At 62.4% G+C, this 17866-nt stretch carries 17 protein-coding genes; 7 read left to right on the top strand and 10 right to left on the bottom strand.

Annotated features, from left to right (window positions below; all coding sequences use genetic code 11):
* Positions 1-41: 41 nt before the first annotated feature.
* On the bottom strand, positions 42-911 hold the full coding sequence (locus ACNAOT_RS03395; protein WP_420180031.1) for an NAD(P)H-binding protein: 870 nt from the start codon (positions 909-911) through the stop codon (positions 42-44).
* A 443-nt stretch (positions 912-1354) separates the two neighbouring features.
* Between ACNAOT_RS03395 and ACNAOT_RS03390 the strand changes: the two genes are divergently transcribed.
* Positions 1355-2491 (top strand): AI-2E family transporter, encoded by a 1137-nt coding sequence (locus tag ACNAOT_RS03390; RefSeq protein ID WP_420180030.1) that lies wholly within the window; start codon positions 1355-1357, stop codon positions 2489-2491.
* Between the two features lie 10 nt (positions 2492-2501).
* On the opposite strand, the gene ACNAOT_RS03385 is transcribed toward ACNAOT_RS03390, so the two are convergent.
* Entirely contained in the window at positions 2502-2957 is a 456-nt protein-coding gene (locus ACNAOT_RS03385) for an iron chaperone (RefSeq protein WP_420180029.1), read from the bottom strand.
* 247 nt (positions 2958-3204) lie between these two features.
* Here ACNAOT_RS03385 and ACNAOT_RS03380 point away from each other — a divergent pair, with 247 nt between their 5' ends.
* Together ACNAOT_RS03380 and ACNAOT_RS03375 are read left to right on the top strand one after the other, a co-directional pair.
* Positions 3205-3813 carry a TasA family protein gene (locus ACNAOT_RS03380; protein WP_420179388.1) on the top strand — a complete coding sequence of 203 codons (609 nt, stop codon included), beginning with the start codon at positions 3205-3207 and terminating at the stop codon, positions 3811-3813.
* 111 nt (positions 3814-3924) lie between these two features.
* Complete coding sequence (locus ACNAOT_RS03375) at positions 3925-4359, top strand: SipW-dependent-type signal peptide-containing protein (protein ID WP_420180028.1); 435 nt, start codon at positions 3925-3927, stop codon at positions 4357-4359.
* A 17-nt stretch (positions 4360-4376) separates the two neighbouring features.
* On the opposite strand, the gene ACNAOT_RS03370 is transcribed toward ACNAOT_RS03375, so the two are convergent.
* The 5 genes from ACNAOT_RS03370 to ACNAOT_RS03350 are packed head-to-tail and all read right to left on the bottom strand — an operon-like array spanning position 4377 to position 9062.
* Entirely contained in the window at positions 4377-5489 is a 1113-nt protein-coding gene (locus tag ACNAOT_RS03370; protein ID WP_420180027.1) for an NAD(P)/FAD-dependent oxidoreductase, read from the bottom strand.
* Between the two features lie 39 nt (positions 5490-5528).
* Positions 5529-6590 (bottom strand): Gfo/Idh/MocA family protein, encoded by a 1062-nt coding sequence (locus ACNAOT_RS03365; protein ID WP_420180026.1) that lies wholly within the window; start codon positions 6588-6590, stop codon positions 5529-5531.
* Entirely contained in the window at positions 6590-7378 is a 789-nt protein-coding gene (locus tag ACNAOT_RS03360) for an amino acid ABC transporter ATP-binding protein (RefSeq protein ID WP_364307663.1), read from the bottom strand. The genes ACNAOT_RS03365 and ACNAOT_RS03360 overlap by 1 nt, the downstream gene beginning before the upstream one ends.
* The gene (locus tag ACNAOT_RS03355) at positions 7375-8163 is read right to left on the bottom strand and encodes an amino acid ABC transporter permease (protein WP_017198419.1); all 789 of its coding nucleotides are present in this window, start codon (positions 8161-8163) and stop codon (positions 7375-7377) included. The genes ACNAOT_RS03360 and ACNAOT_RS03355 overlap by 4 nt, the downstream gene beginning before the upstream one ends.
* A gap of 32 nt (positions 8164-8195) precedes the next feature.
* Positions 8196-9062, bottom strand: a complete 867-nt coding sequence (locus ACNAOT_RS03350) for an ABC transporter substrate-binding protein (RefSeq protein WP_420180025.1) — start codon at positions 9060-9062, stop codon at positions 8196-8198.
* Positions 9063-9241: 179 nt separating this feature from the next.
* Here ACNAOT_RS03350 and ACNAOT_RS03345 point away from each other — a divergent pair, with 179 nt between their 5' ends.
* Both ACNAOT_RS03345 and ACNAOT_RS03340 read left to right on the top strand, forming a co-directional pair.
* A complete protein-coding gene (locus tag ACNAOT_RS03345) occupies positions 9242-10336 on the top strand; it encodes a LacI family DNA-binding transcriptional regulator (RefSeq protein WP_420180024.1) in 1095 nt (364 codons plus the stop codon).
* A gap of 204 nt (positions 10337-10540) precedes the next feature.
* Positions 10541-12259 (top strand): PHP domain-containing protein, encoded by a 1719-nt coding sequence (locus ACNAOT_RS03340; protein WP_420180023.1) that lies wholly within the window; start codon positions 10541-10543, stop codon positions 12257-12259.
* Positions 12260-12262: 3 nt separating this feature from the next.
* On the opposite strand, the gene ACNAOT_RS03335 is transcribed toward ACNAOT_RS03340, so the two are convergent.
* From ACNAOT_RS03335 to ACNAOT_RS03325, 3 genes are read right to left on the bottom strand one after another with little or no spacing between them, the layout of a single operon-like run.
* A complete protein-coding gene (locus ACNAOT_RS03335) occupies positions 12263-13405 on the bottom strand; it encodes an App1 family protein (protein WP_179017877.1) in 1143 nt (380 codons plus the stop codon).
* Between the two features lie 44 nt (positions 13406-13449).
* Positions 13450-14751 (bottom strand): cation:proton antiporter, encoded by a 1302-nt coding sequence (locus ACNAOT_RS03330; protein WP_420180022.1) that lies wholly within the window; start codon positions 14749-14751, stop codon positions 13450-13452.
* A gap of 41 nt (positions 14752-14792) precedes the next feature.
* Positions 14793-15356 carry a TetR/AcrR family transcriptional regulator gene (locus ACNAOT_RS03325; protein ID WP_420180021.1) on the bottom strand — a complete coding sequence of 188 codons (564 nt, stop codon included), beginning with the start codon at positions 15354-15356 and terminating at the stop codon, positions 14793-14795.
* Between the two features lie 96 nt (positions 15357-15452).
* On the opposite strand from ACNAOT_RS03325, the gene ACNAOT_RS03320 reads away from it, so the two are divergent.
* Both ACNAOT_RS03320 and ACNAOT_RS03315 read left to right on the top strand, forming a co-directional pair.
* A complete protein-coding gene (locus ACNAOT_RS03320; protein ID WP_420180020.1) occupies positions 15453-16286 on the top strand; it encodes an alpha/beta fold hydrolase in 834 nt (277 codons plus the stop codon).
* Positions 16287-16494: 208 nt separating this feature from the next.
* Positions 16495-17862 carry an MFS transporter gene (locus ACNAOT_RS03315; protein ID WP_420180019.1) on the top strand — a complete coding sequence of 456 codons (1368 nt, stop codon included), beginning with the start codon at positions 16495-16497 and terminating at the stop codon, positions 17860-17862.
* Positions 17863-17866 lie beyond the last annotated feature (4 nt).

Below are 17866 nucleotides of genomic sequence, written 5' to 3'. Positions count from 1 at the left end.
TAGGTCATTTGACCTAAAATGATTTCACGCTGGTCGGCTCGTCAAACCCGTGGCTTCAGCTCGGCATAGGCCCATTCGGCCAAAGTGGTGGGCGTTGTGCTGTGGACGGACCTCGGCTGTTCAGGCGTGAAATCGCCAAGGAAACCTGTTGACATGCCTACCAGGGAATCAATCTGCGCTGCACTCATCCCGAAGCTCTCCAAGGTGCCTCGCATTGCTTCCTCGGGAATCCGTTGCACATCGAGGGGCGTCCCCAAAGCCTGGGCAACAATTCGGGCAACTTGCTGCCATGAAAGATCAGCCGGTCCGTGAACGGCCTGGACCCCCTGCCCTCGCCACTCCCCTGACAACAAGCGCCCGGCTGCCACCCCGGCGATATCCCGGGGCGACACCCAGGCCATGGGTTGGGTGACAGGAAGGAGGACCTGGAGCATCCCTGCTCGAATCTCGTCCAGCTGATACTCAAGATTGGTGAAGAAGTAGCCACAGCGCAGATGGAGGACGTCGGCGCCCGTCGCGTTCAACGCGACTTCCGTGGCGGCGAGTCCGTCGATTTCGCCCACACCGTGCCGCTTCTCGGCTCCAACGCTGCTCTGAAAAACCACTCTGTCCACGCCACCCTCGGTGACCGCTCGCGCCGCACTGGCGGCAGCCAGGTTGTACTCGGCCAGAGGAGTATCGCCCGCCGGAGGCGGGTCCACCCAGTAAAGGGAGTCGACGCCGGATACAGCCCGGGCCACGGCGTCGCCGTCGAGCAAGTCAACTCTTGCCACATCAACTTCGGATCGAATATCCGGAGCCAGTCCGTCCGGATTCCGGAGTAGCACCAGCGGCCTCACTCCAGCCCGGATCAACATTGGCACAAGATGACGGCCAACATGGCCGGTTGGTACTGCCACTGCAATTCGCATGTCCACGCCTCCAGGTAGTCTCCCCGTTCCTCACGGTAGCCAGTATTGCGGTCCGTTTTTGTCCGCAGGTGAGGAAGCATGCCCTGTGACTGACAGGAAACCGGGAGTAGGCTTCTGGTATCTGCCGGAGCAATACCCTGAGTACGCAAAGGAGAGATCATGACACTGCCTCCAACTCACGAGCCCGAGCCATTTCCCCCGGATCCCGGACCCGTCCCGCCACCGCCGGATCCCACTACGCCGTTCCCGCCGAGCCCTATTCCGGACCCGAATCCCACACCGGGCCCGTCTCCGGTTCCTGATCCCGGCCCCGTTCCGCCGCATCCGGATCCAACTCACTAGCCGTGCCGTTTCAACGCGGAGCGTTCCCACGCCAAGGAAATAATCAGTAGGCTTATGTTTGATCTCGTCGGTTTGACCGATGCGAACGAACAGGAGCCATCATGACGTCGTCCAAACAAACAGCACCCGTATCCGTGCGCAGGCAATACAAACCTGATCTCTGGAAAGACTCATTGGGCCGGACGGCCATCCGGGCAAGCCAGATACTGCTCGTTCTTACCCTGACAGTGGTGGCAATCTTCGGGCTGCTGCAAATTCGACTGCTGGTCATCCCGGTTCTCATCGCGCTGATCCTGGCCGCCGCCATCGGCCCCTTCGTGAATATGCTGCGACGTCGCGGTTGGCGCGGCGGCTTGGCCACCGGCGTCGCATTCCTGGGCCTGTTGATAGTGCTCGGCGGAGTTATCACTGTCATCGTGCTGTCAGTGCGCAGCCAATGGAACGAGCTGATCAGTCAGGCAGCGCGAGGGCTGGACGAACTCGAGAACTTCCTGCTGACCGGCCCCTTCCCCATAGACCGGGAGCAGATGAACCAGGCCCGCGAAGCGGTGGTGGAGTTTGCGCAGAGCAGCCAGGTACGGTCCGGCGCAGTCACAGGGCTGTCGGTGGTCACCGAGTTCCTGGCAGGCGCCAGCCTTGTGGTTGTCATCCTGTTCTTCTTCCTCAAGGACGGCGCCAAAATCTGGGAATTCTTCCTGCGGCCTTTCAAAGGAATGCGCGAAGCCAAGCTTCGCCGTGTCGGCAAGCGCACCATGGAGGTCCTGGGTGGCTACGTCCGGGGTACGGCGATCGTGGCGTTGGTGGACACGGTGGCCATCGGCGCTGCACTGCTCATCCTGCAGGTTCCGCTTGCCATCCCCCTGGCCATCATCGTGTTCATCGGCGCGTTCATCCCCTTGGTCGGGGCCACAGTGGCCGGAATTTTGGCGGCCTTGGTGGCACTCGTGGCCAACGGCCCCATAGTGGCACTGATCGTGATCATCGTAGTGATCGCCGTCAACCAGCTCGAAGGTGACCTCCTTCAACCGGTCGTTATGGGCAAGTCCCTGGAACTGCACGCACTGGTCATCCTGATGGCCTTGACGGCAGGCACCATCCTCGCCGGAATCATCGGTGCCGTTCTGGCGGTACCCATTGCGGCCGTCACGTGGGCCATCATTCAAGTCTGGACGGCGGAAGACCCGGACCTCGAACCCATGAATCCGGATCTCCCGCCCGCCAACAGCCAGCCGACGTAAGAGCGCTGCCCTAACCCAGCGCCCTCTTGATGAGTTCCACGATCCTGGCCTCCACCTCAGGCGTGATTTCCGTGAGGGCGAAGGACGTGGGCCACATGGCTCCGTCGTCCAGCTTCGCGTTCTCTTCAAAGCCCAGCGTGGCGTACCGTGCCTTGAACTTATGTGAGCTCTGGAAGAAGACAATGTTCTTCCCCTCCCTGGCATAGGCCGGCATGCCGTACCAGGTCTTAGGCGTGAGCTCCGGGGCGTGCTCCTTGACGATTGCGTGGAGGCGCTCGGCCATGAGCTTGTCCGGCTCGGGCATCTCAGCGATCTTGGCCATAACGTCAGCCTCGCCGTCGGCTTTGGATGCTTTCTTGCGTGGTGCCTTCTTGAGTTCCTGTGCGCGCTCCTTCATCGCGGCGCGCTCTTCTTCCGTGAAGCCGTCGTAGGACTTGGTCTTGTCAGTGGTTCCAGTCTCAGCCATGGCAGGCCCCTCTTCTCTGCTGGATTTCTTGCGGATAACCCAACGATAGGTCTCGGCGGCCAGGGCAGCTTCTCCGAAACTGCTCGATCTGCGGCGAAAAAGTCTTGAGGTTTTCTTGAGGAATTGTTGACTGAACACAGGATTTGTTCTTGATCCGGGCCCTGCACAGTAGTTCTTGTCAGCCAGAGAGGCTGGAAAACGAACGGCCGGCCGGACTACGGTGGCCTCCCGAAAGGACCATACTCAGATGGCCATCAGCCTCAAGACCACCTCCGGTAAGATCCTCGCGTCCGTCGCACTGGTCGGCACCGCAGCCGCAGTGGCAGGCATGGGCACCTACGGCGCCTTCACCTCCTCCACCTCCGCCTCCCAGGCAGTCGCCGCCGGAACGGTGACCATCGCCCTCGGAACACCCGGCCCGGCCAACACCCTCAACGTCCCCGTCGCAGGCCTGCTGCCCGGCGACAAGGTCGAAAAGCTCGTCACCCTGGCCAACACCGGCAACTCGGACCTGAACAACGTCACCCTCACCACCTCCGCCGGGACCACCGCGTCCCTGCTCACCACCGATGTCACCAACGGCCTGCAGCTCACCATCGAAAACTGCTCCGTAGCCTGGACCGGCGCCGCAGCCCCCTACAACTGCACCGGCACCAAAACCACCGTGGTGGCCCCTTCACCGGTGATAGCAGCGAACAAGGTCCTGAACAACCTCACCTCCCTGACCTCGGCCAAAACCGACAACCTCAAAGTCACCACCGCGTTCCCCACCACCGCGAACAACGACTTCCAAGGCGCCACCTCCACCATCGCCTTCGCCTTCACCGGCACCCAACGCACCGAAACCACCAAATAAACACAGCAACACAACAGCCCCGCCGGGTCTGATCGGTTTCCTTTCCCCCAGCCCGATCAGGCCCGGCGAGTATTCCGTTGAGCGCACCACAGTAGAAAGAGAACGATCACCATGACACCGCGGAACAGTTTCCTGCGCGCCTTGGTGATTGTCGCCGTCGTCGTTCTTGGCCTGGTAGCCGGACCAACGGCCGCGGTGGCCGCCTTCACGGACAGTGAACGCGCTACCCCGCAGTTCTCGGCAGCAACCATCCTTGCCCCGGCCAGCGCCAGCGTGACGATGCGATGCACCTTGGGACTCCACACCACGGTCACTGTAAATTCCTACGGAACGGTGGCGAACGCCAACTACCACGAGGTGAGGGTCTACGACCGCTCCGGCAACCTCGAGTTCACCGGTGACCTCAGCCAAGCCGCGGGAAGATCGTACAGTTCCGGCATCGAGCTCATCGGCACCTGGAGCTACGAAATCCGCGGCTACTACAAAGTTCCAGGCTCCAACAATTTCTGGACGGGTAAGCCACTCAAGGGCACCATGACCTGCTGACTTCCGGCAAGCCCGGTCTAGGAGAAACGCCCCGGACGGAACGTGGCCAGCATCGGGTGCTTTTCACCGCTCAGGATTTCGCCTGACAGCAGCTCACCCGCGATGAGGCCCAGCGTGGCACCGGAGTGCGTGAAGGCTACGAAGCAGCCAGGCACTTGGCCGAGTTCACCGAAGACCGGTTCGCCGTCGCCTGGGATGGGCTTGTAGCCGATCTTCCAGGATGCCGGTTTGAGTTCGGGATTGCCCTCGATGAGCTTGGAGGATTCGTCGGCCAGCTGCTGGACAACATCATCCGGGATGGTGAAGGAACCGTCGGCATGCTCGGTGATGTGCTCCTCGTACCAGTCGTGATCCAGGGCGAAAGTGTTGCCGGGGTTGGGACGAACAGCAGCCCGGGGCGTATTCATCACTGCGGTGACCTGGTGCTCCACCGGCTTGGTGACCACCAGCATGGAAACCGGCGAACCGTTGGGAATTTCCACGCCCAAAGGCTTTACGACGGCGGGCGTCGCGGCACCGCAGGCAACCAGCACGGCGTCAGCGGGGTACGTTTCACCGCCGGTAGTTTCGACGCCGGTGGCGCGGCCGCCGTCGACCATTACCGAGGCCTTGCCGGCGTTGAGGATCAGCTGGCCGCCCAAAGCGTGGAATTCCTCCATGAGGAAGTTCACCAGGTCCGGCAGGCTCACCCAGCCTTCTCCGGGGTTGAAGATGGCATTCCCGGGGACGGCTGTGGCATCGATGCCGGGCGTCACCGAGGCGATCTCTTCAGGCGCCAACAGCTTGGAGTCGTAGCCAATGGACTTCTCGTAAGCGTGGCGGGCTTCGGTGACCTCGCCCTGTCCGGCCGCATTCCACATGAGGCCGCCCCCGAACTGCAGCCACTCACGGCTGGGGTCCGCGGCGAAGAGTGTGCGGTACCGGTCAACGCCGGCAACGCGCAGCAGGTGGTACGGCGTGGAGCGTTCGCCCGCCGAGTTGAGCCAGGACAACGAACGGCCGGTGGCTTCACTTGCCAGGCCCTGCTCGGTCAGCAAAGTGACGGAAGCGCCTTGGCGGAGCAGGTGGACGGCGGTGGAGACGCCCAGGATGCCGCCTCCGATGACGGCGACGTGCTTGGTGGAGGACATGGTTCTCCCTTTCTTTGAGGTAAGTGCTGCTCAACGCGCCTATGCGAACGCGTGGATGTTTTCGATGATCCTGAGGGTTTCCAACGCCTCCGCCGGCTGCACGGGAAGAGGCCCGTGACCACGGAGAGAGGCTGCGAGTTCCCTGTAAAACTGTGGATAGTCGCCCTTTTCCGCCGGGACTGGCGTGGTTGCTCCGTCCACTCCCAGAAGCCCCCAAGACTCCTGGGGTTCTGTGCCGTACGTGGCGTCCGACGGCGTGAGGCCGGCTGCGAGGGCAGGTTCCTGGCTGTCGAGTCCCCACTTGGTGTAGCCGGCTTTGGAGCCGAGGACGTGGAAGCGCGGGCCCACTTGGGCGGCCATTCCGTTCATCCACAGCCGTGTCCGGACGCCCGATTCGTGGCGCAGCGACACGAAGGCCTCGGTGTCGGCGGCATCCGCGTGGGGGCCATGGTTGGCGGTCTCGCCGTAGGTCTCCTCCACAGGGCCGAACAGCTGGACGGCTTGGTCGATCAGGTGGGCGCCGAGGTCATGGAGGATCCCTCCGCCCTCGGCCAGCGTGGCCGAATCGCGCCAGTTCCCGAAGCCTTCCGGACGCCACCATTCAAAGCGCGACTCGAACGTTCGCACTTCGCCCAGGGCGCCGGCCCGCAGCAGTTTCCGCAGTGTCAGGAAGTCGGCGTCCCACCGGCGGTTCTGGAAGACCGTCAGCTGCACACCGGCGTCGGACGCCCGCCCAACCAGTTCCTCACCGTGGGACACGGTGGTGACGAACGGCTTATCCACCACAACGTTCAGTCCATGGGCGATGGCTGTGGCACCGAGTTCAAGGTGCGTAAGCGGCGGCGTTCCAAGGACCACCAGATCCAGGTCCCCGGCGAGGGCGAACATGTCCTCGGGGGTGCTTACGATCCTTGCCTGCGGGTAGAGCCGCCGGGCTTCGGACTTGCGTTGCGGATCTGCTGTGACAATGACGTCAAGGGAGTAGTCCGCGTCCGCTTCGATCAGCGGTGCGTGGAACACCTTGCCCGAGACGCCAAATCCGACGACGGCGGTTCGGATGGGTGCCGCTGCTGGCTGGCGCATCACAGGAGTCCCGCCCATTACAGCACTTCCGAGAGGAAGCGCTGAAGGCGTTCGCTGCGCGGGTTGTCGAAGAGCTCGGTGGGGGTTCCGATTTCCACTACTTCGCCTTCATCCATGAACACCACTTGGTCGGCCACTTTGCGGGCGAAGCCCATCTCGTGGGTGACAACCAGCATGGTCATGCCGCGGCGGCCCAGACCTGCCATGAGGTTGAGGACGCCCTTGACCAGCTCGGGGTCCAAGGCGCTGGTTGCTTCGTCGAAGAGCATGACCTCGGGCTCCATGGCCAGAGCCCGGGCAATAGCGACGCGTTGCTGCTGCCCTCCGGAGAGGTCGCGTGGCCGGTGATCAGCGCGTTCTGCGAGGCCTACTTCGGCCAGGCGGCGCCGGGCGCGTTCCCGGGCCTCCGACTTGGACATTCCCTTGACGCTCCACAGGGCCAATGCCACATTTTCCAGTGCAGTGTGGTCCGGGAAGAGGTTGAAGTGCTGGAACACCATACCGATACGTGCCCGGAGGATGTCCGGCTTGACCTTGAGTGCGCTTTCGCCGGCCAGCAGCACATCGCCGCTCTTGGGTTCATGCAGGCGGTTTACGCCCCGCAGGAGCGTGGACTTTCCTGAACCGGAGGGGCCAATGATGCAGGTGGTGGTTCCCGGCGCCACGTTGAGGCTGACATTGCGGAGAACCTCAACGTCCCCGTAGGCCATGGTCAGGTTTTGCAGTTCCAGGCTGGAGCCGTGGAACTTCTCAATGTCGCTGGTCGGCTGGTTGGTGCTGGTGGCGCTGCTGCTTGTGAGGTTCACGTGTTGCTCCCGGTGATGAGCGGCGAGGCCGCATCGAGTTCCTTGACTTCCTTCAGCCCACTGGTGGGTGCCGTGGGACGACGCCGGCCGGTGCGGAACTTGTTGTCGAAGTAGTTGACCAGGTGGGTCAGGGGCACCGTGATGATCAGGTAGAAGATGCCTGCCATGACCAGCGGTGAAAGGTTGCCGGACAGTACTGCTGCGTCCTGGCCCACCCGGAACAGTTCACGCTCACTGACCAAGAGTCCAAGGAAGTAGACCAGCGATGAGTCTTTGACGATTGCGATGAACTGGTTCACCAAGGCGGGCAGGACCCTGCGAATGCCTTGCGGCACCACCACGAGGGCCATGGACTTGGAGTAGCTCATTCCCAAAGCCCGGCAGGCCTCCCCCTGGCCCTTATCAACGCTCTGGATGCCGGCCCGGAAGATCTCACCTATATAGGCACTGGCGATGAGGCTCAGGGCGATAATTCCCAGCGGGTAAGGCGAGGGTCCGAAGACCGACTGGCTCAACCGCGCAAATCCCTGGCCGATCAGCAGGATGGTGAGGATAGCGGGCAGGCCCCGGAAAAGGTCTGTGTAGATCCTCGCCGGGATTCGCAGCCACTTGGAGCGCGAGATGCCCATGACCGCCACCACCATGCCCATCACTACGCCGAGGATGGTTGCTGCGATGGAGATGATCAGGGTGTTGAGAAGGCCAACTCCGAGGAGCTGGGGCAGTACTTCGACCATGGCATCAAGGTCGAAGAACGTGCGGCTGATGGTATTGAGCCAATCCATTGAGTGCTCTCAGACGTTAGGTGTTTTGGGGCTTACTTGCTGGCTGTCGGAGCCGGGCTTGAGGTCTGCTCGGCCTTCGGAAGGTACTGCTCCGGCATCGGCGAACCCGGGAACCACTTCTCGTAGAGTTTCTTCCAGGTGCCGTCTTCCATTGCTTCGGCGAGGCCCTTGTTCAAGGCTTCCTTGAAGGCGGGCTTGTCCTTGGCGATAGCGAAGCCCGCCGGCGCGTCGAAGGAGGGGATGTCCGCGGCACTCACTAGTCCGAACTGCTCCTGGTATTCCTTGGCTGCCTCGTAGTCCAGGAAGTGGGCGTCCACGGTACCGCTGTTGACTGCGGAGATGGCGGTGTTGTTGTCCGGGAAGCGGACCAGCTGCGCCGAGGTGAAGTTCTTGACTGCGTAGGCTTCCTGCAGGGTGCCTTGGACCACGCCCAGGCGCTTGCCGTTGAGGCCATCGGCGTCGTTGATGCCTGAAGTCTTGGTGGTGATGACGGTCAGGTATCCGGCGAGGTAGCCGTCGGAGAAGTCCACGGTTTCCTTGCGCTTGTCCGTGATGCCGATAGCTGCAACGCCGACGTCGAACTGGCCGTTGGCCACGGCTGCCAGGAGTCCGGAGAAGTCCTGTCCGGTGAAGACAACTTTGTCTACGCCGGCGCGGTGGGCCACGTCCTTGAACAGTTCCACGTCGAAGCCGGTGAAGTTACCGGAGCTGTCCGTGAAGGTGTAGGGCTTGGAGTCTCCGAGGCTGGCTACACGGATGGTGCCGGGCTCGATCAGCCCGTAGGGGTTGTCCGCGGAAGGTGAGGAGCTGGCGGTGGATCCGCCGCAACCGGAGAGGGCGAGGATGGCCGCCAAGGCTGCTGCTGCGAGCGCTGCCGGGCGGAAATTCAGTTTGATCACAGCGTTGTCCAATCGTGGGAGGGAAAGCGGTGCTGTCAGGAGCCGCTGAAGTTATTGCTCGATGCGGGGTCTTGTTGAGTCCGGTCTCAGCCCCTAGGATTGAGACCGGACTCACATCGATTGATAGAAATGTAGCGGAACTCACAAAGCCGCGTCAACACCCCTCCTGAAAGGTGAACATGAGCACTGACGGATCCCGACGGCGGGACGTGACGGTTGCCGACGTCGCCAAAGCCGCGAAAGTGTCCAAGGCACAAGCCGCCCGCGCATTGGGCAATTACGGCGCCGTGAGCGATGAGGTTCGCGAGCGCGTTCTCGCCGCGGCCGAGGAGCTCGAGTACCGGCCCAACGAACTCGCGCGCAGCATGAACACCGGCAAGTCGAACACCATTGGCGTGGTGGTGGGCGACATCGAAAACCCCCACTTCGGACTCGCCATGAGGGGCATCACGGACACCGCCAAGAAGAGCGGCTACAACGTCATCCTCATCAACACGGACGAGGAACGGGCTGCCGAAGTGGACGCCGTTCGGGTGCTCCTGGACAAGCGGGTAGACGGACTTATCGTTGCTCCCGCATCCTCACTGGAAACCTCGCACCTGCAGCAGGTCCGCGAGTCCGGACGCCCCCTGGTCCTACTGGACCGCGCCGCCGCAGGGGTTGACGTTGAGACCTTTGCCGTGGACATGGGAAGCATTTCCTACGAGTCCACCAAACATTTGATCGAGGCCGGGCACCGGCGAATCGCCTTCGTCTCCACCGTCCGCACCGAAGCCCCCTATGTTGCAGGGATGGAGTTGGACTCTTCGCAGATATCAGACCGCCTGGACGGAATCCACCGTGCGTTCGATGAAGCAGGCCTCCCCCATCCCACTGACCTCGTCCGGCTTAATGCAGGGGACGCCGACTCCATCATGCGGATCACGCAGGACCTGCTGAGCGGACCGGACGCCGCCACGGCCATCATTGCCTCCGACGGCCTGATCGCCCTGAGCGTGGTGGAAGCCATCCAGCAATCAGGGCGTTCCGTCCCGCAAGACGTCTCGCTCCTCATGTACGACGATTTCGCTTGGACCCGCCTCACCACTCCCCCGCTCACCGTCATCTCACAGCCCGTCTACGACATGGGAATTGCCGCAGCCTCAGCGCTGATCAGGCAGATTGAGGGCAGGAAAGCTGCCGGGCCCGGCCCGGATCTGGTGGCAACTTTGATAAAGCGGGGATCCGTCGGGGCGCCCAAGGACGCTGAGGTGCTCAGCCAGGCGAGCGGCTAAGGGGTACCGGCCCCGAGACCGCCGGAATGCTGCCGGATCGCTGGTAGCTTCCGGGTGGTTTCGACGTTCTCCCGCGAACTCGCTAGGGGGGCACACCCTCTGGGCGCTCCCCCAAACCGTTCCCGCCCGGTTAACCTCCACGCCATCCCGCTTCCCTACTGTGATCCCGCTGGGGGATCACAAAAAACTACAGAGGGAAGCGCTATGTGCACCGCAGACGAAAACACGACTACCCACAGCCAACGAGTGGAGCTTGCCGACGCTGAGCTGAGAACCATGGGACTGAGCCGCCGGCGCATCCTGCAGTCGGCAGGCATCCTGGCCGCGGGCAGCGCAGCAACGGCCGCCATGGCACGGCCGGCGACGGCGAACCCGGGCAGCAACGACCCCCAGCTGAAGTGGCTTGTCGGAGACCACCATGTCCACACCCAGTACAGCCACGACGCGAAGTACATGATCAAGCAGCAGCTCGATACCGCACAGTCCTACGGCGTGGACTGGCTGGCACTGACTGAGCACAGCAACTTTGGCCACGCCAACAACGGCGGAGCAGTCAACGCCAACAAGGAAATCCAGGCGCAGCGTGCAGCGAGGCCCGACCTACTGATCTTCCAGGGACTCGAATGGTACATCCCGGGAGCTGAGCACGCGTCAGTGCTCGTCGCGCCCGGTCCCAATGAAGTGAACCTCCTGCGGACCTTCGAACTGGTGTGGGACGGAAAGCTGAACCAATGGGAGAAGCCAACCCCTGGAACGGCCCAAGTGGAGACGTTCGAGCGAAAAGCAGTTGAAGCCATTGCTTGGTTGGCCAACCAACGGCGCTCCGGCTACATCGACGACGTCGTAGCGCTGGCCAACCATCCCATGCGGCTGGGCATCGATTCCCCGCACGAACTCCGGGCTTGGCGCGATGCAGCCCGCGAAGTGATGATCGGCATGGAAGGTGCCCCGGGTGCGCAAGGCTCCGGCGTCAGCCAGTTCTCCAGGGCCGGCGACCAGCGCGGCGAATACACCAACAACCCCACCCAGTACAGTTTTCCCGGCTACCCGGCCGACGCTTTCCGGCCCTACGGCGGCTTCGACTGGGCAACCGCAACGGTGGGTGGCGTCTGGGACTCGATGCTCGCTGAAGGCTTGCCCTTCTGGATCACGTCCAACTCCGACAACCACCTCACAGTGAAGGACACCTGGAAAACCGGACCGTACCCGGCAGAGGAGCCCTACCTCAGCCTGCCCAGCGAATTCGATCGCTGGTCCGTCACGGGCAAGCGTGCCGATCCCTTTGATACCGGCGAAAAGCAGGGTGGCAGCGACTACTGGCCGGGACAGTTCAGCCGCCTTCACACCGGTGTCACCAAACGCTCCTACACCGGCGTCCTGGAAGCAATGCGCAACGGCCGCATGTGGGTGGACCACGGACACCTCCTCCAGGGACTCGACGTGCGGGTCCGCGAGGTGCGCGGCGCAGGCAACAGTAACGGGCGCAACGGCGTCACCCTCGGTTCCCGCCTCCAGGTAAGGCGAGGTGCCGACGTCGAAATTTCCATCACCATGACGACGACGGACTACCGCAACTTTGCGGGGATCCTCCCGGAGCTCGCCCACGTTGACGTCATCGGTGGCGCTGTGACCGGTGCCGCGGCAGATCGCGACACTCTGAGGGCCCCTGGCACAGCGGTATGGAAGCAGATCGATGTTTCCGGGCGTACCGGAACGTTCACCGTCAAGCACGTCATCAAGGACGTGCAGAAATCCTGCTACTTCCGCCTCCGCGGCAGCGACGGAAACCGCCAAGGCGCCGGCTACTACGGCGCTGCCGTGGACCCCGCCGGGCCCATCCGCCACGGGGACAACCTCGGGGACGCTGACCCGTGGGCGGATACCTGGTTCTACGCCAACCCGGTGTTCATCGACGTCGCGTAGTCATCACTCCGATGCCGTGTGCACTTCGCCTTCTTCGGGGTCGTCGGCGGACCGAACCTCATTCCGGATGACGCCCAGTTCTTCAAGCTGGGCCGACATTCCCGCTCCATCCGGGGCATAGATCCACGGGATTCCAGGAGTGGGCTGACCTCCGGACTTTGACCGTCCACCGGCAAGCACCGCCTCACCCGCGGAAAGTTGACGGATCGCGATGGCCCTGACGTTCGCGGGATGACGTTGGGCGAACTCGGAGTAAATGGACTCATCATGTTGTCCGTCGTCGCCCACCAGCAGCCACTTGATGTTGGGGAACTCCTCCGCGAGGCGTTCCAATGAGGTCTTCTTGTGCTCCTGGCCGCTGCGGAACCAGCGGTCAGGAGTCGGGCCCCAGTCCGTGAGGAGCTTGGGACCGGCGGGGTACAAGTTGCGGGACAGGAACCGGGACAGGGTTGGGGCAACGTTCCATGCTCCGGTGGACAGATACAGCACAGGTGCGGAAGGTGCCGTCCTGGCGATCCGTTCATACAGCACAGCCATGCCCGGCGTGGGAGTCCTCGCGTGCTCGTTGAGGACGAAGGTGTTCCAAGCTGCCAGGAACGGACGCGGCAGCGCAGTGACCATTACGGTGTCGTCAATGTCAGACACGACGCCGAAATCGGCATCGTCCGCGACGATCTCCACGGGAGCCTCCACGATTTCTGACTCCCCGGATTGCAGCGTAATGGTGTGCCAACCGGCGTCGAGGGCTACGGGAATACGAGCATCCACAACACCGCCGCGGTCAGCCCTCACGTCAAAAACGGTGCCGGCGATGGTCACGTTCACTTGGGCGTGGGCCACGGGGGCGCTGGTGAAATTGCGCCAGCCGCGCATGCTTTCCTGCAATGGATTTGTGTGACCCGCGGCGTCCCGGGGGTCACTTCGGACGATCCGTGCGAGGACCCGAACCCAGGAAGTACTGCCGTACCCGGTGTAAGGGATGACTGTCTCCACCCGGCCCCGCCGGATCGCGAGACGCGTCTGAAAACCAAGCCACGCGTCGTCGAGCCTCATAGCGAGGTGACGGCGTCCTTTACTCAGCGGCGTGGGGCCTTCATTGTCGACGGCGTCGGACTGGGGGCGCGGTTTCATGGGACGGGGAGACATGCGTCCAGTCTTCCATGGCCGCACTCGGTGGACGAGTTTCATTTCTAGACAGCGGTGGTGGGCGCCCTGCCTTCGTCGCCATGTTGCTTGCGGGCTTCAGCGGCCCGGAGCCGATCCAGCCGGTTCATAAGGGGTGCAGTGGTGGCACCATGCACCACGATGGATAGCGCAACCACCAAGCCGATCAGGGCCCAAAGCTCGTGCGCCTCGGCGTCGAAGTTGCCATGGCTCAGCGCGTATGCCACGTAATAAAGGGACCCGATCCCGCGGATGCCGAAGTAGGAAATGGCCAGGCGTTCGCGCGGGCCGGTCTTGCCACCCATCAGCCCGAGCCATCCAGCCAGAGGGCGGACCAGCAAGAGGAACGTGAAGGCTACCAACAGCTCCAGCCAACCGATTCCTTCCAGAAGTCCGCGAGCTATGGCGCCGCCAAGGAGCACCAGGATCACCACCGTCATGAGGCGCTCGAGCTGCTCTACATAGCTGTGCAGCACCTGGTGGTAGGAGTGGTTGTGCTCAGCGGATCGAATTGTCAGGGCGCAGATGAAAACTGCGATGAACCCGTAGCCCTCCACCATCTCTGCAACGCCGTAGGCCAGGAAAGTAGCTGCGAGCGCCACGAAGCCCTCAGAGTGTTCTGACAGGCGGAAGCTCTTACCCTTGGCGGCGAAGAAGATCAGGCTCAGAAGCTTGCCGGTTCCGAAACCGAGCAGCACCCCCACACCAATGCGCCAGAGAACATCCAACGCAAGCCACTCCCCCAGCCAGGCCTCCGGGGACGCCCCCACCAAGCTGATGAGGATGGCCAAATACACAAAGGGGAAGGCGAGTCCGTCGTTCAAACCCGCCTCGGAGGTCAAAGCGAAGCGGACCTCGTCTTCGTCCGGGTCATCTTCAGTGTCTGCAGGTTTTCCCACCTGAACCTCTGAGGCCAGCACAGGGTCAGTGGGGGCGATCGCTGCAGCTACGAGGATGGCGGCAGCCAGACCCAAGCCCAACACCCACAGGCCAAGGAGCGTCATCACCAGGATGCACAAGGGCATGACGATCCCGAGGAGCCGCCAGGTGGTAGTCCATCCGCGCCAACGGAACGGTCTGTCCAAAGCCAGTCCGGCACCCATGAGGGAGATGATGACGCACACTTCGGTCAGGTGCGTCGTGAAATCCCCATACTGGACAGGGTCCGGGTCCGGTAAGTCAGGAAGCAGAGTGAACGCCAGAATTCCGCTGCCCAGAAAGACCATTGGCATGGAGAGCGGCATGTGGCGCAACAATTTCGGCAGAACTGCCGCGGCCAACACCGCGAAGCCTGCCGAAAGGAACAAGATGCTGGGGACTTCAAACACGAATAGTCTTCTTCCTGCCGCGCTGGACGCGTGTCAGAAGCCTAGTCGGCTGTGAGGGCTGCGTCGATCAGCACTGCCGCTGCTTGACGCGCCTGCCCGGCGGCATCGGATGTTCCTGCGATGGCCGCAGTGGTCTGGGCACCTTCGGCAAGGATGGCGAGTTGCGGCGCCAGGTAGCTTGGGGCGCCGGCCTCGCCGGCCAAACGGGCAACGTATTCCTGGAACGATTCCTTATGCTTCCGCGCATAATCGGCGACGTCCGGGCTGATGGCTCCGAGCTCGGCGAAGCTGTTGATGAAACCGCATCCGCGAAACGAATCCTGACAAAACCATCCGGCGAGGTAGTCGAAGATGGCGAGGAGGCGTTCCCGGGGCACCCCGGCCTGCTGCACCGTGGCGTCGAGCCCTTCGGTCCAGGACTTATGCCTGTGCTCAAGCACGGCCATGACGATGCTGCTCTTTGAGGGGAATTCCGCATAAAGCTTCTTTAGCGAAACTCCTGCCGCCGTCCTAAGTTCGTCCATGCCAACGGCTTGGATTCCCTTCGCGTTATAGAGCTCGTCGGCAGTGGCAACGATGCGTTCGCGAACTTCGGAAATATCCATGCACCCATTGTACTTGCATTGAGAACGAACGTTCTCTACGATGGAGAACACAGGAAGAGAACGCACGTTCTCCACTCGCAGAAAAGGGACAACATCATGGGTTTCATCAAGGTCGGCACCGAAAACACCACGGACATTGAGCTCTACTACGAAGACCACGGGGCAGGTCAGCCCGTAGTCCTGATCCACGGCTACCCACTGGACGGCGGCTCATGGGAAAAGCAGACGGCCGCCCTCCTCAACGCCGGATTCAGAGTCATCACCTACGATCGCCGCGGCTTCGGCAAGTCCAGCAAGCCGACCACCGGATACGACTACGACACCTTTGCAGCAGACCTGAACACCGTGCTAGAAACCCTGGACCTGCAAGACGTCGTGCTGGTCGGCTTCTCGATGGGCACCGGCGAAGTTGGACGATACATCGGCACCTACGGAGAAGCCCGTATCGCCAAGGCCGCGTTCCTGGCATCCCTCGAACCCTTCCTCCTCCAGACGGACGACAACCCAACAGGCGTTCCCTCGTCAGTCTTCGACGGCATCCGCAACGCCGCTATCGAAGACCGTTACGCCTGGTTCACCAACTTCTACAATGACTTCTTCAACACCGATAACTTCCTGGGCAACCGCCTCAGCGAAGAAGCGCTGCGGAATTCGTGGAACGTCGCAGCAGGCTCGTCCTGGTACGCATCGTTCGCAGTTGTGGATTCATGGCTCACGGACTTCCGCTCCGACATCGAGAAGGTCACCGTCCCGTCACTGATCGTCCACGGCACCGACGACCGCATCCTTCCCATCGACTCCACGGGCCGCGAGTTCACCAAGCGCCTGCCGTCCGCCGAATACGTCGAGATCGAAGACGCACCGCACGGCATGCTCTGGACGCACGGCGCCGAAATCAATGAGGTCCTGCTGCGCTTCCTCGCTAAGTAGTAAATAGACGACGGCGGCAGGTCGCCTTGGTTCCACTGGAACCAAAGGTGGCCTGCCGCCGTCGTGCGTTGACGTAGCGCACGTCACGTCTTATGATTTATGAATCGATTCAAGATGTAACCTTCCTCACGCTGAATGACCACTTTGTTCAGTCCTGGATGGGAAGAGTTCTTGTTCCTTGCCAACGACGCCAGAGGAGTACAGCGACGTGACCGTCACGCACCGGAGGGATCTCAGCACCTCCCCCGAACACGCCACCGGCCCCGAACCAACCACCGGCCAGAAGGATCCGAAGAAGGCCGCGATGAGCGGCTGGATCGGAAGCGCCCTGGAGTACTACGACTTCGCTCTGTACTCATTGGCGGCGACGCTTCTGTTTCCCACGATCTTCTTCCCCACCGAAAATGCCACCGTGGGCATCATCGCCTCGCTGGCCACCTACGCCGTGGGCTACGTTTCCCGCCCGCTCGGCGCCGTGATCCTGGGAGCCTACGGTGACCGGCACGGGCGCAAGAAGGTGCTGGTTTTCGCAATGCTGCTCATGGGCTTCGCTACCTTTGCCGTCGGTCTCCTGCCCACGTATGGTCAGGTGGGTCTTCTGGCTCCCGTCCTCCTGGTGATTCTGAGGCTGATCCAGGGATTCGCCGTCGCAGGTGAACTCGGTGGCGCCAGTGCCATGATCGTCGAGCACTCCCCCGACGCGAAGCGCGGATTCTTCGCGAGCTTCAGCCTGCAGGGCACGCAGGTGGGTTCCATCCTTGCTACCGCGGTACTGATTCCCCTCGCCGCACTCCTCCCTGAAGAGCAGTTCCACTCATGGGGCTGGCGCTTGCCGTTCCTGCTCAGCGCCGTGGTGATCGTGGCCGGGTACGTTATCCGTCGCCGCGTGGAGGAGCCCCCCGCCTACCTGGCCCAGTCCGAGGACGCCAGCGCTAAACGCCGCTTCCCGCTGGTGGACCTCCTGCGCACCCACCCCTGGGTTTTGCTGCGGTGCATCATCATGACGTTCACCAACGTCATCGGCATGGCCACCCTCATCTTCGGCGTCTCCTTCGCCACCCAAAAGGGCTATGGCATCGGCTTCTCCAGCAGCGAGTTCCTCTGGGTGACCCTGGCAGCCAATGTGGCCGCGGTGCTGACCATCCCACTGTTTGGCGCACTGTCCGACAAGATTGGCCGCCGAACACTGATGGTGGCCGGCGGCATTGCCGGCGGACTGCTGACCGTGGGTTACCTGTGGGCGATCGAACAGCGCAGCCTTCCCCTGGTCTTCGTCTGCGTCGTGATCGTCCAAGGCATCCTCTTCCAGATGTGGAACGCCACCTTTGCCACCTTCTTCCAGGAGCAGTTCCCCATGCGGATGAGGGTGACCGGCTTCGCTGTCTCGCAGAACATCGGACTCATGATCGCTTCCTTCTTCCCGAGCCTGTTCACGGCGATCGCTCCCCCGGGATCAGCGAACATCCCCATGGTCATCGGCCTGACCACGCTCGGCATCTGCCTGGTTTCAGCTGTAGCAACCCTTTTGTCCTCGGATACCAAGGGCAAAACGCTCGAGGACCTCGAAACGCGCTGACGAA

This window comes from Paenarthrobacter sp. TA1.8, assembly GCF_048595705.1.
GTDB classification, from domain to species: domain Bacteria; phylum Actinomycetota; class Actinomycetes; order Actinomycetales; family Micrococcaceae; genus Arthrobacter; species Arthrobacter nitroguajacolicus.
The sequence above is the reverse complement of the archived record's forward strand: the minus strand, read 5'-3'. Positions and strand labels throughout refer to the sequence as shown.

What these genes read in the sequence shown, in the direction of transcription:
- ACNAOT_RS03365 (WP_420180026.1), bottom strand. Translation starts at nt 6,590, where the DNA reads ATGGGCGGGACTCCTGTGATGCGCCAGCCAGCAGCGGCACCCATCCGA.
- ACNAOT_RS03370 (WP_420180027.1), bottom strand. Translation starts at nt 5,489, where the DNA reads ATGTCCTCCACCAAGCACGTCGCCGTCATCGGAGGCGGCATCCTGGGC.
- ACNAOT_RS03395 (WP_420180031.1), bottom strand. Translation starts at nt 911, where the DNA reads ATGCGAATTGCAGTGGCAGTACCAACCGGCCATGTTGGCCGTCATCTT.
- ACNAOT_RS03380 (WP_420179388.1), top strand. Translation starts at nt 3,205, where the DNA reads ATGGCCATCAGCCTCAAGACCACCTCCGGTAAGATCCTCGCGTCCGTC.
- ACNAOT_RS03390 (WP_420180030.1), top strand. Translation starts at nt 1,355, where the DNA reads ATGACGTCGTCCAAACAAACAGCACCCGTATCCGTGCGCAGGCAATAC.
- ACNAOT_RS03375 (WP_420180028.1), top strand. Translation starts at nt 3,925, where the DNA reads ATGACACCGCGGAACAGTTTCCTGCGCGCCTTGGTGATTGTCGCCGTC.
- ACNAOT_RS03325 (WP_420180021.1), bottom strand. Translation starts at nt 15,356, where the DNA reads ATGGATATTTCCGAAGTTCGCGAACGCATCGTTGCCACTGCCGACGAG.
- ACNAOT_RS03385 (WP_420180029.1), bottom strand. Translation starts at nt 2,957, where the DNA reads ATGGCTGAGACTGGAACCACTGACAAGACCAAGTCCTACGACGGCTTC.
- ACNAOT_RS03340 (WP_420180023.1), top strand. Translation starts at nt 10,541, where the DNA reads ATGTGCACCGCAGACGAAAACACGACTACCCACAGCCAACGAGTGGAG.
- ACNAOT_RS03345 (WP_420180024.1), top strand. Translation starts at nt 9,242, where the DNA reads ATGAGCACTGACGGATCCCGACGGCGGGACGTGACGGTTGCCGACGTC.
- ACNAOT_RS03355 (WP_017198419.1), bottom strand. Translation starts at nt 8,163, where the DNA reads ATGGATTGGCTCAATACCATCAGCCGCACGTTCTTCGACCTTGATGCC.
- ACNAOT_RS03335 (WP_179017877.1), bottom strand. Translation starts at nt 13,405, where the DNA reads ATGTCTCCCCGTCCCATGAAACCGCGCCCCCAGTCCGACGCCGTCGAC.
- ACNAOT_RS03320 (WP_420180020.1), top strand. Translation starts at nt 15,453, where the DNA reads ATGGGTTTCATCAAGGTCGGCACCGAAAACACCACGGACATTGAGCTC.